General features: G+C 71.1%; 15 protein-coding genes and 1 pseudogene. 7 read left to right on the top strand and 9 right to left on the bottom strand.

Annotated features, from left to right (window positions below; genetic code table 11):
- The first annotated feature begins 49 nt into the window (after positions 1 to 49).
- Positions 50 to 979, top strand: a complete 930-nt coding sequence (locus tag ACYVBS_RS04435; RefSeq protein ID WP_460822044.1) for a uroporphyrinogen-III C-methyltransferase — start codon at positions 50 to 52, stop codon at positions 977 to 979.
- Positions 980 to 991: 12 nt separating this feature from the next.
- Complete coding sequence (locus ACYVBS_RS04430) at positions 992 to 2,245, top strand: heme biosynthesis HemY N-terminal domain-containing protein (RefSeq protein ID WP_460822043.1); 1,254 nt, start codon at positions 992 to 994, stop codon at positions 2,243 to 2,245.
- 351 nt (positions 2,246 to 2,596) lie between these two features.
- Here the strand turns inward: ACYVBS_RS04430 and ACYVBS_RS04425 are convergent, their stop codons facing one another.
- Entirely contained in the window at positions 2,597 to 3,874 is a 1,278-nt protein-coding gene (locus ACYVBS_RS04425) for an acetyl-CoA C-acetyltransferase (protein ID WP_460822042.1), read from the bottom strand.
- A gap of 237 nt (positions 3,875 to 4,111) precedes the next feature.
- Here ACYVBS_RS04425 and ACYVBS_RS04420 point away from each other — a divergent pair, with 237 nt between their 5' ends.
- Complete coding sequence (locus ACYVBS_RS04420) at positions 4,112 to 5,038, top strand: hypothetical protein (protein WP_460822041.1); 927 nt, start codon at positions 4,112 to 4,114, stop codon at positions 5,036 to 5,038.
- A 243-nt stretch (positions 5,039 to 5,281) separates the two neighbouring features.
- On the opposite strand, the gene ACYVBS_RS04415 is transcribed toward ACYVBS_RS04420, so the two are convergent.
- The 6 genes and pseudogenes from ACYVBS_RS04415 to ACYVBS_RS04390 all read right to left on the bottom strand — a co-directional run bounded on the left by ACYVBS_RS04415 (position 5,282) and on the right by ACYVBS_RS04390 (position 10,286).
- The gene (locus ACYVBS_RS04415; RefSeq protein WP_460822040.1) at positions 5,282 to 5,761 is read right to left on the bottom strand and encodes a GNAT family N-acetyltransferase; all 480 of its coding nucleotides are present in this window, start codon (positions 5,759 to 5,761) and stop codon (positions 5,282 to 5,284) included.
- A 215-nt stretch (positions 5,762 to 5,976) separates the two neighbouring features.
- Positions 5,977 to 6,546, bottom strand: a complete 570-nt coding sequence (locus ACYVBS_RS04410; protein ID WP_460822038.1) for a superoxide dismutase family protein — start codon at positions 6,544 to 6,546, stop codon at positions 5,977 to 5,979.
- The gene (gene ntrC, locus ACYVBS_RS04405) at positions 6,543 to 8,078 is read right to left on the bottom strand and encodes a nitrogen regulation protein NR(I) (RefSeq protein WP_460822037.1); all 1,536 of its coding nucleotides are present in this window, start codon (positions 8,076 to 8,078) and stop codon (positions 6,543 to 6,545) included. Before ntrC ends, ACYVBS_RS04410 begins: the two co-directional genes overlap by 4 nt.
- A gap of 110 nt (positions 8,079 to 8,188) precedes the next feature.
- Positions 8,189 to 9,238: pseudogene (locus ACYVBS_RS04400) on the bottom strand (two-component system sensor histidine kinase NtrB); the annotation flags it as partial.
- A gap of 93 nt (positions 9,239 to 9,331) precedes the next feature.
- The gene (locus tag ACYVBS_RS04395) at positions 9,332 to 9,934 is read right to left on the bottom strand and encodes a hypothetical protein (protein WP_460822035.1); all 603 of its coding nucleotides are present in this window, start codon (positions 9,932 to 9,934) and stop codon (positions 9,332 to 9,334) included.
- Positions 9,935 to 10,025: 91 nt separating this feature from the next.
- Positions 10,026 to 10,286: a DUF2249 domain-containing protein gene (locus ACYVBS_RS04390; RefSeq protein WP_460822033.1), complete on the bottom strand. Its 261-nt coding sequence runs from the start codon at positions 10,284 to 10,286 to the stop codon at positions 10,026 to 10,028.
- A gap of 238 nt (positions 10,287 to 10,524) precedes the next feature.
- Here ACYVBS_RS04390 and ACYVBS_RS04385 point away from each other — a divergent pair, with 238 nt between their 5' ends.
- From ACYVBS_RS04385 to ACYVBS_RS04370, 4 genes are all read left to right on the top strand, one after another.
- Positions 10,525 to 11,031: a YybH family protein gene (locus ACYVBS_RS04385; RefSeq protein WP_460822031.1), complete on the top strand. Its 507-nt coding sequence runs from the start codon at positions 10,525 to 10,527 to the stop codon at positions 11,029 to 11,031.
- Positions 11,032 to 11,158: 127 nt separating this feature from the next.
- Positions 11,159 to 12,544: an amino acid permease gene (locus tag ACYVBS_RS04380; protein ID WP_460822030.1), complete on the top strand. Its 1,386-nt coding sequence runs from the start codon at positions 11,159 to 11,161 to the stop codon at positions 12,542 to 12,544.
- A gap of 71 nt (positions 12,545 to 12,615) precedes the next feature.
- The gene (locus ACYVBS_RS04375) at positions 12,616 to 13,338 is read left to right on the top strand and encodes an SIMPL domain-containing protein (protein ID WP_460822029.1); all 723 of its coding nucleotides are present in this window, start codon (positions 12,616 to 12,618) and stop codon (positions 13,336 to 13,338) included.
- Between the two features lie 69 nt (positions 13,339 to 13,407).
- Positions 13,408 to 13,974, top strand: a complete 567-nt coding sequence (locus ACYVBS_RS04370; protein ID WP_460822028.1) for an NADPH-dependent FMN reductase — start codon at positions 13,408 to 13,410, stop codon at positions 13,972 to 13,974.
- 19 nt (positions 13,975 to 13,993) lie between these two features.
- Here the strand turns inward: ACYVBS_RS04370 and ACYVBS_RS04365 are convergent, their stop codons facing one another.
- Both ACYVBS_RS04365 and ACYVBS_RS04360 read right to left on the bottom strand, forming a co-directional pair.
- Entirely contained in the window at positions 13,994 to 14,338 is a 345-nt protein-coding gene (locus tag ACYVBS_RS04365; RefSeq protein WP_460822027.1) for a hypothetical protein, read from the bottom strand.
- Between the two features lie 106 nt (positions 14,339 to 14,444).
- The gene (locus ACYVBS_RS04360) at positions 14,445 to 14,966 is read right to left on the bottom strand and encodes a GNAT family N-acetyltransferase (RefSeq protein ID WP_460822026.1); all 522 of its coding nucleotides are present in this window, start codon (positions 14,964 to 14,966) and stop codon (positions 14,445 to 14,447) included.
- Between the last annotated feature and the right edge of the window lie 88 nt (positions 14,967 to 15,054).

Here is a 15,054-nt window from a genome sequence, read left to right as displayed (position 1 = left end):
CGTGTCCACGCCTTCGACTACTGCCACCCCTGCCACCCGCCGTTCCCACATGTGGGTATGGCTGCTGTTGGCGGCCCTGCTGGGCCTGTTGGGGTGGCGCGGCTGGGTCTGGTGGCGTGCGCAGGCGGCACATGAGGATGCGGCCGCCGCGGGCACCGCGGAGCGGTTGGATGCCCTGACCGGGCGCGTCGACGCGCTGCGCCGCGACCAGCGCGCGCAGTTGCAGCGCCTGCAGCAGGCCGATGCCACCAACCGGGTGTTGCGCGACGAACTGCTGGGTGTTGGCCAACGGGCGGGGCTGCTGGAAGAGAGCATCGCGCGCCTTGCCGATCCCGATCGCCATGGCGCGCAGGCCCTGCGCCTGGACGAGACCGAACTGCTGCTGGTGCTGGGCGAGCAACGCCTGCTGATTGCCGGCGACCTGGACGGCGCCCGTCGCGCCTATGCGCTCGCCAGTGGGGTGCTGGAAGGCGTGGACGACCCGGCCTACCTCAGCCTGCGCCAGGTGCTGGTGCAGGAGCGTGCCGCGCTGGATGCGCTGGGCAGCGAGCCGCGCGCGACCGCCCTCGCCCGCCTCGATGCGTTCGCCCAGCAACTGCGGACCCAGCCGCCGCCGAGCCCCGGCGAGCGCGCGGCGGCGAATGCGCCGTGGTGGCGGCGCGCGTTTGGCAGCCTGGTGCAGGTGCAGCCCAGCGACCGCGCCATCGCCCTGCACGGCAGTGACCGCCGACAGGCCGAACTGGGCCTGCAGGTGGAACTGTCGCTCGCCCGCGCCGCCGTCGAGCGCCGCGATGTGGACGGCTTCCGCCAAGCCATCGGCCGCGCCGACCTGTGGCTGACCCGGCTGTGGCCCGATTCACCGGCATTGCGCCAGCAACGCGACCGCCTGCAGGCACTGGCCGCACTGCCGCTTTCACTTTCGCTTCCAACCCTGGGCAGCACACTGCAGCAACTGCGCCAGTTGCGCGCCGCGCCCTGACCCGGAGGACCGATGGCCCTGTTCCGCAATCTGCTGTTCTGGCTCGTGCTGGCGCTGGCCGGCGCACTGGTGGCCCAGGTGCTGGTACAGGACCCCGGCTACGTGCTGGTGCGCTACCGCGGGATGGACTACAGCACCACGCTCGCGGTGGCGCTGCTGATCGGCGCGGCCACGCTGTCGGCGCTGTGGCTGCTGTGGAAGCTAGCCAGCCTGCCGTTTGCCGCCGTGCATCGCCGCCGCGAACGCTTGCTGCGCCAGCGCCTGGCCGAAGGCGTGGACGGGGTGCTGCAGGGCCATTGGAGCCAAGCGGAAAAGGCGCTGGCCCACGCCGCGCAGGATCCCGACCAGGCCGTGCTGGCGCATGCCGCCGCGGCACGCTCGGCGCATGCGCGCGCCGATGCGCCCGCGATGGCCACGTACCTGGCCGCCCTGGGTGCCGGTCACCCGGCCAGTGCCGCGGTGCTGACCGCTGAACTGGCGTTGGCCGATGGCCGCCCGGCGGAGGCGCTGGCCGCGTTGGACGCGCCCGCAGCCCAGCCGCTGCCGCCGCGCGGACTGGCCTTGCGCGCCCAAGCCCTGGCCGCGCTGGGCCGCGCCGGCGAGGCCTATGGCCTGCTCGGCGCGCTGCGCCAGCAGCAGGCGTTGCCCGCCGCGGAGCTGGCGCGGTGTGAGGCGCAGTGGGCGACCCACGGCCTGCGCGAAGCCGCCGACGCCAATGCCCTCGCCGACCGCTGGGATGCGCTGCCGGTGGCACTGCGCAGCGAGCCGGCGCCGGTCACCGCCTACGCCGAACGCGCGGCGGCGCTGCGCTGGGACGACGCGTCCGCCAGGGCCATCGAGCAGGCCTTGGACGCGCGCTGGGACGAGTCACTGGCCGCGCTGTACGGTCGCCTGCCGATCGGCCGCGTGGAGCATCGCCTGGCCAATGCCGAACACTGGTTGCAGGCGCATCCCGCCAGCCCCGGGCTGCTGCTGACGCTGGCGCGATTCCAGCGCGCGATGGGCCAATGGGCGCGTGCCGAAGACACCCTGCACCGCGCCATCGCCCAGGGCGCCGGCGCGGAAGCCTGGGAAGAACTCGGCCACGGCTTCACCCAGGCCCGCGACGATGCGCGGGCGCGCATGGCCTATGCGAATGCGCTAGCGGTGTCCCGTGGCGAGGTGCCGACCGAATTGCATGGCCGCGATCTGCAGCAGCGCATCGTCGATGCGGCGGCCATCGAGGAACGTGACGCGCACGGTCTGCCGCGTCTTCGCGGCGCGTGAGGGGGCGCGGGCGACAGGGCACAGGGGCGCCGCAAGTCGCGGCCCGTTATCCGCTTGGTTGCGTCGCCCCTGTGCCCTGTCCAGACAGGTCGTCGTAGTTTGGGGGACGTGCAGCCGCGGGAAGCAGCCACAGGTTGCACGGCTACGCCCGTGGATCGTTCCGCGAAAAACGATCCGCCGTGGGTACGGCTTTTGGCGTCTGACGCCCAACACCCTACGTCGAGTGATGGGTGCTTGGCAGTGGCTTCAAAATCTCCGGCCCACGTCTGGAGCGGGAGCGTGATGCCCCCGCAACCAAGCGGATAACGGGCCGCGACTTGCGGGGGCATCACGCTCCCGCCCCAACACCCATCACCGTTCGAGGATCGCCACCACGCCCATGCCGCCGGCGGTGCAGATGGAGATCAAGCAACGGCCACCGCCACGCTGCTTCAGCTCCTTCGCCGCCGCGGCGACGATGCGCGCCCCGGTCGCGGCGAACGGGTGGCCAGCGGCCAGTGACGAACCGTTCGGGTTGATCTTCGCGGGGTCGATGCGGCCCATCGCGGCGGACAGGCCGAGGCGGGTCTTGCAGTACTCCTCGCTCTCCCAGGCGCGCAGCGTGCACAGCACCTGCGCGGCAAACGCCTCGTGGATCTCGTAGAAGTCGAAGTCCTGCAGGGTGAGGTTGTTGCGCGCCAGCATCTCGGCCACGGCCACGGTCGGGGCCATCAGCAGGCCTTCACCGTGCACGAAGTCGACCGCGGCGACGTGCGCGTCGCGCAGGTGGCACAGCACTTCATGGCCGTGCGCGGCGGCCCACTCGTCCGTCGCCAGCAGGCACGCGGCGGCACCGTCGGTCAGCGGCGTGGAATTGGCGGCGGTCAGCGTGCCGCGGCCGGAGGTCTTGTCGAACGCCGGCTTCAGCGAGGCCAGCTTCTCCAGCGTGGAATCGGCACGCAGGATGTTGTCGCGCGACACGCCGCGGAAGCTCACCACCAGGTCGTCGAAGAAGCCGCGCTCGTAGGCCGCGGCCAGCTTCTGGTGCGAGGACAGCGCCCACTCGTCCTGCGAGTCGCGGGCGATGTTCCATTCCTTCGCCATGTCCTCGCAGTGCTCGCCCATCGACTTGCCGGTGCGCGGCTCGGCCACACCAGGGAAATCCGGCTTGAGCTCGGCCAGCTTGAAGCCCTTGAACGCGGCCAGCTTGTCCTTCGGCGTCTTGGCTGCAGCGGCGGCGAGCAGGCGGCGGCGCAGCTTCTGCCCGTACACGATCGGCACGTCGGAGGTGGTGTCCGAGCCGCCGCCGATGCCGGCCTCGATCTGGCCGACGGCGATCTTGTTGGCGATGTGGACGATCGTGTCGAGCGAGGTACCGCACGCGCGCTGCAGGGTGATGCCCGGGGTCAGCGGGGAGAGGCCCGACGACAGCGCGGCCTCGCGGCCTAGGTTCCAGTCGGAGGAATGCTTGATCACTGCGCCCATCGCCACTTCGCCCAGTTGCTGGCCGTGCAGGCCGAACTTCTCGACCAGGGCGCCGAGCGTGCGCACCGACATGCCGAGGTTGCCGACGTCCGCGTAGGCGGTGTTCTGGCGGCAGAACGGAATGCGGACGCCACCCAACACGGCGACGGGACGGACTGGACGCATCGGGAAACCTCGGCTGGCAGGAGTGGGGTGGGCGCCCGGGACCGGCCCGTGCCGGGGCCATCGTCGGCGTCGCCCGCGGCCATGGCGGCAAGCGGATGACGGGCGAGCGGGGCCGTCGGGGTGGGCGCGGCCGGCGTGAACGCAACGGGGCGGTCAGGCCGGACGGGCATAATGGCCGCAGTGTAGCGCCGCCCCGGCGGCTTTCCAAACGCCCCCGTATTGTTACCCAGGAAGCCCATGTCCGTTGCCTCCCAGCCCGCTCCGACCCCGACCCCGGCCCTGCACGTGCTGGGGGCGCTCGCGCTGGAACTGCGCGGTGACGCGCCCGTTGCCCGCGACCGCCTGGCCCCGACCGAGGTGGGCGCGCTGGCCGCGCTGTTGGCGCGCGACCTGGCCAAGTTTGCGCCCGAGGCGGCGACGCTGGAGCTGGTGACCGTGGGCGCGCACTTCGACCCGATCGAGCTGCTGCGGCCGGGCTGGCCGCTGCACCGTGAGCTGGACGAACTGGCCGCGCGCGCGCCGCGCGACCCCGCCGCACCGCTGGACGCCGGCCGGGTCATCGCCTTTGGCGCGCACGAGGAGCAGCTGCCGGGTGCGCTGTCACCGTCGGCGGATTTCGTCGGTGGGCCGCTGCGGCTGGTGCCGTTCGTGCTGTCCGGCAAGGCCGACGTGGTGGCGCGCGTGGGCGACACCTTCGAGCGCGAACTGCTGGAACGCGGCATGGCCGGCGCCGACACCGCGCTGGCGGCGCAGGACGCGTTCGGCCTGGCGGTGGAGCATGCGCGCTACCTGACCGTGCACGACCTGGCGGCGATGATGGCGATGCAATACGAGCACGCCGGGCTGGCGCCGCTGTGGCCGCTGCTGGAAACCGCGCTGCTGGAACCCGAGGGCGAGGCGTGGCTGGATGCGGGGCCGGAGCCGCTGGTGCGCTACGCGCAGGGCGAAGCGCGCATCGCGATGTTCACGCCGGCGGCGTGGCATGCGCGCTATGCGGCGGACATGCCCAACGACACCGAGGAAGGGCGGGAGCGGCAGTACCGGCAGCATCGGCATTTCGAGGCGAGGCAGCGGCAAATCGCGGCGGTGCTGGCGGCGCATGGCGTGGCCGTCAATTTCGTGCACTGCGATGATGCGGTGGGGGGGCGGGAAGCGCTGCTCTGAGGCGTTGTGGGGGCGAGAGGTGCATGCCCTCGCAAGTCGCGGCCCGTTATCCGCTTTGTTGCGAGGGCATGCACCTCTCGCTGGATAGGCTGAGGGTGTTTGCGCTTCGCGCGGGTGAGGGGAGAGTTGGCGGGCTTCGGTGGGCGTAACACGGTTTGACCGTTGCGCCTTCTTGCCGCTGACGGCGGCCTGTTGCGCTTTGCCACGGCGCCGAGGTGGCGCGATGGGCCGTGGCGCTTCCGATCAGAACTCCGCTTCGAGCAGGTTGTAGCCGGCGTCCTTCATGCCGAGTGATTCGTAGGTGCGGTGGGCGGTGGCGTTGTCACGCTCGACGTACAGGCGCAGGCCGACCACGCCGTCGGTGTCGCGGGCGAGTTGTTCGACGTGGCGGTAGAGCGCGGCGAAGACGCCTTGGCGGCGATGCGCCTCGGGCACGTACACGCTCTGGATCCACCACCAGTCGCCGTTGCGCCAGTCGCTCCATTCGCGCGTCAGCATCAACGTGCCGACGGGTTCGGCGATGGTCTCGTGACCAGCCACCTCGGCCTCGTGCATGGCGATGAAGTAGCGGGCCTTGGCCGGGTCGGCCACGCCGGCGCTGACCCCGGCATGCACGGTGCGCGCGTCCAGCCGCTTGTGCTCGGTTTCCCACGCCATGGCCTGCGCCCACTGCGCCAGCAGCTCAACGTCGGTGGCATGCGCTTCGCGAACCCGCAGTTTCATCGTCGAACGTTCCTTCTTCGTATCCAATGATTTTGCACCACTGGTGAATCACCGCCGCTGGCTGCCACGCAATCCGACAACCCAGCTCACGCCCCGGGGTTTCGCCCTGCACCCCGACCACGTTGCATGCGTGGGGGTGATGGCCCCGCAACCAAGCGGATAACGGGCCGCGACTTGCGGGGCCATCGCCCCCACGCCCCGCGACCTCAAAAAAATCAGGGCGAAACCTTGATGACTCCACACGCCACGCGCGCGCCGGCGTTGCCGGTCGGCTGGGTGGCGTAATCGTCGGCCGACGCGTGCACGATCACCGCACGGCCGATCACGTCATTGGCCGCGCCACCGCCCATCACCACGCCTTCGGCATGCACGTTAACCGTGGCCACGCCTTCGCCGTTGGCGACGATGTTGTCCATGTCGCCGCCGTGGTGGTCGCCATGCCCCACGCGGCCGTGCGCCTTCGCCGCGGGGTTGAAATGGCCGCCGGCGCTGGTGGCGTCGGCCGCGCTGCAATCGCCCTTCTCGTGGATGTGGATGGCGTGGGTGCTGCCCGGGGCGAGCCCTCCGATTTCACCGGTGAGGTGCACGCCGCTGCCCATCGCCATCAGGCTCAATTTGCCGCTGACCAGGCTGGCCGACGCCGGGGACAGCACGACGGACGCGCGGGCCACGGTCGAACTGGTCGCCATAACGGGGGCCGGTTGGCGCGCGGCGCCCTGCGGCGCGGTGCTGGCACAGGCGGCCAACAGGCTGGTGGCGAAGGCGGTGGCAAGGACGTGCTTCATTCGATGTCTCCTCGTGAGGGGGCGGGTCCGCGACGGCCCGGGCCGAGCTTGCGGGTCAGGGTGTTACGCCCCAGTCCAAGCCGGACCGCGGCTTCACCGCGGTGGCCGCCCGTGTGCTCCAACGCGGCAGCCAGCAGGGTGCGGTCCAGCAGCGCGGACGCGCGGGCGTGGATGGTGTCGGCGTGGGACGCGAGTTGGGTGCGGGCCCAGGCGGCCAGTGGGTCGAGCCATGCGGCGGCCTCGCCCGCGCCTTCTGTCGGGGACGCGGGCATGCCTCGCTCCGCCGCGGCGGAACGCTCCCCGGTGTGGACGCCCGCGCCCGCGTCGACAAACCCTGCGCCTCCGAACGCGGCGTCCACGTCGGCGCGGGTGATGGTTTCGCCTGGGGCCAAGGCGGACAGGCGCCAGCACACGTTTTCCAGCTCGCGCACGTTGCCCGGCCAGGCGTGCGCCATCAGCGCTGCGAGCGCCGGCTTGGCCAGGCGCTTGGCCGGTGCGTCGAACTTCGCCGCCGCCAGGGCGAGGAAGCGCTCGGCCAGCAGCGGAATGTCCTCGCGACGTTCGCGCAGGGGCGGCAGGCGCAGTCGCACCACGTCCAGACGATGCAGCAGGTCGGCGCGGAAGCGGCCGGCGGCGACCAGGGCTTCGAGGTCCTGGTGGGTGGCGGCGATCACACGCACGTCGACGCGGATCAGCTCGCGGCCGCCGACGCGGAAGAACTCGCCTTCGGCCAGCACGCGCAGCAGGCGGGTCTGCAGGGGCAGCGGCATGTCGCCGATTTCGTCGAGAAACAGCGTGCCGCGGTGCGCCTGTTCGAAGCGGCCGATGTGGCGCTTGTTCGCGCCCGTGAACGCGCCGGCCTCGTGGCCGAACAGCTCCGATTCCAGCAGCTCGGCGGGAATCGCGGCGGTGTTGAGCGCGACGTACGGGCCGTCGGCGCGCGGCGATTCGCGGTGCAGTGCACGCGCGACCAGTTCCTTGCCGGTGCCGGTTTCGCCGGTGATCAGCACCGACAACGGGGCCTGCGCGAGGCGGCCGATGGCGCGGAACAACGCGCGCATCGCCGGCGTGTGGCCGATCAGGGTGGTGGCCGCGTCGGGCGTGACTTCGGGTTCGACCGGCAGATCGGCGTCGGCGAGCTCGGCGCTTTCGTCGCGACGGACGATGGCCTGCGCGGCCAGCGCCACCGCTTCATCCAGGTCGAACGGCTTGGACAGGAATTCGTGTGCGCCGCCGCGGAACGCGCCGGCGGTGCTGGCGACGTCGGTGTAGGCGCTCATCACGACCACCGGCAGCTGCGGCAGGCGCGCCTTCAGCTTTTCCAGCAGCACCAGGCCGTCGTCGCCGGGCATGCGCACGTCGGTGAACAACAGGTCGGGGGCGTGGCGCGTGTCGAGCGCAGCCAAGGCATCACCGGCGGACTCGAAGGCCTCGACGTGGTAACCCGCATCGCGCAGCGCCGTGGCGAGCACGAGGCGCACGCCACGGTCGTCGTCGACCACCCAGATGCGGCCATGCGTGGCGGGGGTCATGGCTTGCGTCCTCCGCGCGGCGGCCGACTGGCGGGGGCGTCCGCGTCAGGGCCCGAGGACTCGGCGGGTGCGGCCATCGGGTTCTCGTCGCTGGAGCCGGAGGGCTCGGTCGCCTCCTCCAACGGCGTCGGCAGCTTCATCGGCAGGTGCAGGGTGAACACCGTGTGCCCGGGGCGCGAGCGATACACCAGGGTGCCACGGTGTTCGCGCGCGACCTGCTGCGCCAGGGCCAACCCCAGTCCGGTGCCTTCGGCGCGGCCAGTGACCAGCGGCAGGAACAGGCGTTCGGCCAGTTCTTCGGGCACGCCCCGGCCGTCGTCGCTGATTTCCAGGCGCAGGGCGACGGGGTGCACGTCGTCGCCGATGCGCAGGCCGTGTTCTGCGCGGGTGCGCAGGGTGACGTGGGTCGCGCCGGCCTCGATGGCATTGCGCACCAGGTTCCACACGGCCTGCTGCAGCCGATCGGCGTCGCCTTCGAACTCCGGCAGGCTGGGGTCGTAGTCGCGCACCAGCTGCACGGCCCAGCCGGCCTCGGCCTCGGCCAAGCGTAGGACCCGCTCGAGCACGGCGTGGATGTTGAGCGGGGCGTGCGCGCGCGGCGGCGCGGGGTTGAGCAGGCGGTCGAGCAATCCGGTCAAGCGCGCGACTTCGCCGTCGATCAGCGCAAGCAACTCGCGCTCGTCGTCGTCCGCGCGCGCGCCGGCGCGGCGGGCCAGCAGCTGCGCGGCCCCCTTCACCCCGGCGAGCGGGTTGCGGAGCTCGTGCGCCAGCCCTTTCAGGGCAGCCGACAATGCCGACGGCAGCAGCTGCGCGGGATCCTCGCCGGGGAACTCGTCCACCGGGTGCGCCTCAACCAAGGTGCCGCCATCGTCGCGGCGGCTCAGCCACAGGTCGGCGAAGCGCGGCGCGCCATCCGGAAAGCCCAGGCCCAGCCGGCGCACCCGCAGCGGCGCGCCCTCCTCGCCGGCCACGCGTGCCAGCGCGGACGCCAGGCGGTCGTCGCCGCCGTCCAGGCCCACCAGCGGCCATCCCACCAGCCGCCGCGCGCTGACGCCCAGCCAGCGCGCGAATGCCTGGTTGCAGCCGGCGATGACTCCCGCGGCGTCCAGCCACGCCAGCGGCGTGGTCAGGCTGTCCAGCTCGGGGAGGGGGGCGGTCATTGCACCAATATAGTGCAGGCCGTCCTGCCTCACACCAAGCTGGAAGTCCGGCGAGAGCCGGACCTCCCGAACAGGGGTAATGCAGTGAGAACGTTATTCCAGACCTTCGCCACCGGTCGGGCCACCAACCGACGCTTCGAGGTTGGCGCCCAAGTAGCCGGCCACCAAGTCGGTGACACGGCTGAGCATGTCATTGTCCGTGGCCCCCGCAGAGTACGCGCCGCCCCACGCGTTGGCGCGCTGGTAGAACTGCGGCTCGGCCACGACCGCACCGGTCGCCTTGTCGAGAAGCCGCACACGCATCAGCACCTGCGAGCTGCCTGCGAATGCGCCGGCCCAAATACGCGCGCCGGTGCCGATGAACTTGATCTTCTCGATCACCGGCTCGACCACCATCACCCTAGGCGTCGCGCCCTTCTGCGCCCGCGTGTTCATCGCCAGCACCCAGGCCGACAGCCGGTTGCCCATGTGCGTCTGGATCTTGTCGCGCGCCGCGATGTTGGCCTTGTGCTTGTCGAACGGTGCGGCAATCGTTACCGGGGACACCTCGACGCGGTCGAAGTTGGCCAGCGACTCGCTCGGGGCCGGATTGGGCATGACCGACGGCAGGTACTTTTCAGTGGCGGCCGCGGACGGCGATGCCAACACGGTGGCGAATGCCAGACAGGTGGCCACGGCGACGGAACTCAAGCGCATGCAGTATCTCCAAAAGGACGAGGCGCGGGGGTGCCGCAAGTGTAGAGATCGACCCCGTGCCGGTCATCGCCGCAAGAAGTTTTCCCACTGATCAAACCACGGTGAAGTCGATCACCACCGCCCCCGGCTCGCGTTGGCGGTACGCGATGCTCAGCCGCTCACCGAATTTCTCCTGCAACTGTCCCAGCAACGGCAGCGGGTCGTGGTCGTTGACGAAGCGCATCGTCTCGCCGGGATACAGCGCGCCCAGCGCGCCAAAGATGGCCGAGTGGCGGAAGCGGCGGGCCACGCCGCGGGCATCGAACAGGTGGGGCGTGTCTGGGCTGGCGGTGGCGCTGCTGCAGTTGGACATGGCGGATCCAGGGTTGGGAGGACGAGGTGTGACGCTACGTGCGCGGCGGTGTCCGCGCGCTGATCCAGGTCACGCGGGCGTCGTGGCCGCCGCATCCGCACGGCCGGCGATCCTTGGGGCCGTCGCTCGTCCGCCTCCACTAGGGCCGGCGGCAGGCGGATAGTCCCCCTCACCTTTGGGACGTGTGCGGCGCGCCGGCGTGGCGTGTATTGGTGTCCCCTCCTACGCCCCCTGCCCCATGTTCCGCTCGGCCCAGCCCGCTTCCCTGATCCTGCTCGCCACCGCCATGGCCACGGCGACGCCGCTGCGCGCGGCCCCCGCCGCTGGCACGCCCACCGCCGCGCATCCGGCCACGACGCCCGACCTGACAACGACCCACGCGGAAGTCATGGCCGCCGAACGGGCGTTCGCCAAAACCATGGCCGACCGCGACCATGCCGCCTTCGCCGGTTTCCTCGCGGAGGAGACGGTGTTCTTCTCCGGCGAGCAGGCCACGCGTGGGCGCAGCGCAGTGGCCGCCTCGTGGGCCCGCCTGTACGAAGGCCCGGACGCCCCGTTCTCGTGGGAACCCGATCAGGTGCAGGTGCTGGAGTCCGGCACCCTGGCACTTAGCACCGGCCCGGTGCGCGATCCGTCCGGCAAGGTCATCGCACGCTTCAACTCGATCTGGCGGCGCGAGGCGCCGGGCGTGTGGAAGGTGGTGTTCGACAAGGGCAGCCCGGTGTGCGCGCCCAAGGCGCCCTGAGGCACCCGCTTTCACGACGCGGTTGGCCGCGCCGTGAAGCCCTACGGGGCGGCGCGCGCGGAACTGCCCCCGGCCGCGGTATGGTGGCGCACCCCGACCGATCCGCCCCGGAGTGCGCGCCCGCCTGATGTCCAGCCCCGACCTGTCCGCGCCCGGTGCGCCCGCGTCTCCCTCGACGTCGACCGACACGCCGCTGCAGCACGCGCTCAAACCGCGGCAGCTGATCATGATGGGACTGGGCACGGCGATCGGCGCCGGCCTGTTCCTCGGCTCGGGCGTGGGCATCCAGGCAGCGGGGCCGGCGGTGCTGGTGTCGTACCTGATTGCCGGCGCGCTGGTGATCATCGTCATGCACGCGCTGGGCGAGATGGCCGCCGCGCATCCGGCCAGCGGCGCGTTCTCGGTGTATGCCGCCGACGCCTTCGGTCCGGTGGCCGGCGCCACGGTCGGCTGGTTGTGGTGGCTGCAGGTGGTGATCGTGGTCGCCGCCGAGTCGGTGGGCGCGGCGGGGTTGTTGGCGACGCTGTGGCCCGCGTTGCCGGTGCCGTGGCTGTCGCTGGGCTTCATGGTGGTCTTCACCGCCATCAACCTGCTGGGCGTGCGCAACTTCGGCGAGTTCGAATTCTGGTTCGCCATCGTCAAGGTGGTGGCGATCCTGGCCTTCATCGCCATCGGCATCGCCCTGCTGATGGGCTGGCTGCCGCAGGTGACGCCACCGGGTTGGACCCACTTCACCGCGCACGGCGGTTTCGCGCCGAAGGGCCTGGCCGGCATCGGCGCGGCGCTGTTGGTGGTGGTGTTCGCCTTTGGCGGCACCGAGATCGTGGCCATCGCCGCGGCCGAGTCCGAGCATCCCGGCCGCAGCTTGGCGCGTGCGATCCGCACCGTGGCGTGGCGCATCCTGGTGTTCTACCTCGGCTCGCTGGCAGTGATCATCGCGGTGGTGCCGTGGACCAGCGCGGCGCTGAAGTCGCCGTTCGCCGCGGTGCTGGAGGTCGCGCGCATTCCCGGCGCGGCCGCCGCGATCACGCTGGTGGCGGTGGTGGCACTGCTCTCGGCGCTCAACGCGAACCTGTACGGTGCCTCGCGGATGATCTACTCGCTGGCGCAGCGTGGCGATGCACCGCACGCACTGGCGCGGTTGAACACGCACCGCGTGCCGGTGCTGGCAGTGCTGGCCAGCGTCGCCTTCGGCTTTGCCGCCACGGCGCTGGAGCTGCGCTGGCCGGACAAGGTGTTGCCGGCGCTGCTCAACCTGGTCGGTTCCACCTGCCTGATGGTGTGGACGATCACGCTGGCCTCGCAGTGGGTGCTGCGCCGCCGCGCCGACCGCACGGGCGCGGCCCTGCCGTTCCGAATGGCCGGGTTTCCGCACCTGACCCTGGCCGGATTGGGCATCCTCGCATTGATCTTCGCGCTGACCCTGCTGTCGCCGGCCTCACGCACGCAACTGTTGTCGACGGTGGTTCTGACGCTGGCGATCGCCGGGCCGTGCCGGTGGGCACGGCGGTAACGGCCGGTTGTCGCGGCAACCGGTGCAGTGGACACTGGCTGCCATCCATCGTCTCGACACGGAGGTTGTGCATGCACCGCGCTTTGGTCTTTCTCGCCCTGTGCGCTTCGGTTGCCGCCGGTGGCGTCGCCCGCGCAGGCACGCCACTGCCCGACGGCCCCCATGTGGTGGTGTCGGGCGAAGGCAAAGTAACCGCGGTGCCGGACGTGGCGCGCATCACCCTGAGTGCGGTCCATCGCGACAGTGACCCGGCCGTGGCCAAGCGCCGCGTCGACCAGAGCGTGGAGGCCCTGCTGGCATTGCTGCCGGAATTTGGGGTGGGGCCGGAAGCCATCACCGCCGCCAGCCTGGACCTGTCCGACGACTCCGATTACGACGAGCCGTCGCGCAAGCCCATCCAGTACCGTGCCAGCCGGCGCATCGAACTCCGGTTCGACCAGCTTGCCCGGCTGGGGGCCTTCCTCGACGCCGCGATCAGCGCGGGGGTGCAGGAAGTCCAGGGGATCACCTTTGAATCCAGCCGAAAGGAGGCCTTGTTGCTGGAGGCCAGGACCAAGGCGGTTGCCGACGCCCGTGACGAAGCCGCCGGACTCGCGGGCGCCTTCGGAACCAGGCTGGGTCAGGTCTACAGCATCAACAGCGTCAATTCCGGCTTTGCCTCAGGGTATGGCGCGACGCTGGACCGGATCGAATTGACCGGCAGCCGCGTCGGCGGTCGCCACGCGAGCCGCTACCTGCAGCCCGAGGTGCACTACACCGAGCGCGTCGCCGTGGTGTTTGAACTGGCGCGCTGACCCCGGCCGGTCCGGCTCGACGTTGGTAGACACATCGCCCCATGTAACCGACTGGCCAGGAACCACCCCATGACCCGCCTCCTCGGCATCTCCGGCAGCCTGCGCAGCAAGTCCTACAACACCGCGCTGCTGCGCGCGGCGCAGCGGTTGGCCGGCGACGGCGTCACGCTGGAGATCGCCACGCTGCACGGCATCCCGTTGTACGACGGCGACGTCGAGGCGCGGGATGGCATCCCGCAGGCGGTGCAGGCGTTGAAGGCGCGCGTGCAGGCCTGTGACGGCCTGATGCTGGTAACGCCCGAGTACAACAACGGCATTCCCGGGGTGTTCAAGAACGCCATCGACTGGCTGTCGCGCCCGGCCAACGAGATACCGGCGCTGTTCGGCGGGCGGCCGGTGGCGGTGTTGGGAGCTTCGCCGGGCGGGTTCGGGACCATCCTCTCGCAGAACGCCTGGTTGCCGGTGTTGCGCACACTCGGTGCGCAGCATTGGACCGGCGGCCGCCTGATGGTGTCGCGCGCACACGAAGCCTTCGACGCCGAAGGCGCGCTGGTCAACGACCTGGTGCAGCGTCAATTGGCGGCATTCGTCAGCGGATTCGCCGCGTTCGTGGCGGACGGACAACGCGGCGACTGAACGACGCGCCGCCCTCGGCTCATGGCCTGCGGTAGAGCAGTGTCCGGCCGTGGGGGCGCGACGACGCCAGCAGCTCCTCGCGCCAGCCGGCGGTGTCCGGGAAGGCGGCCACCATGGCCGCATCCAACGCGGCGAACCCCGGCTGGGCCGCACGCACCGGCAGGCACTGACCGTGGGCCGCGAATTCCAGGACCACGCCTTCGTTCGGTCCGGCCTGCACGCGGCTGGCGTGGATCGTCGTTACCGCCTGCCACGGCACGAAGGTGGGCCCGATGCAGAACCCGAACGCGGTGACCGAAAGCGTGTCGGCGACTGGGCCGGTCTTCCGGGGGCGTCGTTGGTTCAGGTCGATGAGGGTACCCATGCAGGTCGGACCAGGCTCGGCCGCACGGAATGGCGACACTGGGGCAGCTTAACGCCCAAATCGCCGCGGACCGGCCAACGGCGACCTGTCCGCCCGGATCGCGAGGTCAACCCAAAGGTTGCGTGCAGCGGAAGTACAACGCGGTCGGCGCCATTGCGCCTTGGGGCCCGCGCGCGTAGCCGGGGATGGCGCCGGCGCGAACCCAGCCGCGCGCCTGGTACAGCTGCTCGGCCTCGGACCCTGCCTCGGTGTCGAGCACGAGCAGCGTGCGTGCCTCCGCTTCCGCACACGCATCGACCAGATCCAGCAGCCGCGAGCCGATGCCCTGGCGACGGTATCCCCCTAGCACCAGCAGCTTCTGCACTTCGGCACGGTGCCGCCCATTCTCGCGCTCGCACAGCGCCAGCTGCACGCTGCCGACGGCACGCGTGCCGTGCTGGGCCACCCACATGCGCTGGGCAGGTCCGAGGGTGCGCATCACGCCATGCCAGTACTCGGCGGCCGAGTGCAGGCGTACGGGATGCAGGAACCCCACCGAGGCACCGCGCGCGACGCTGTCCTGCAGCAGCAGGCACAAGTCCGCGATCAAGGCCGTGTCGTGGGGCAGTACTTCGCGGAAACTGATCACGGCGGCACTCCTTGGGCTACGCCCTCAACGCGTGCGACGACGCATGCCCACGCGCCACGCACGGATGGTGGAAAAAAACGGGGCCCGG

This window comes from Lysobacter olei (assembly GCF_054777355.1).
Note: the sequence above shows the minus strand (reverse complement) of the source record. Positions and strands in the feature narration are given on the sequence as shown.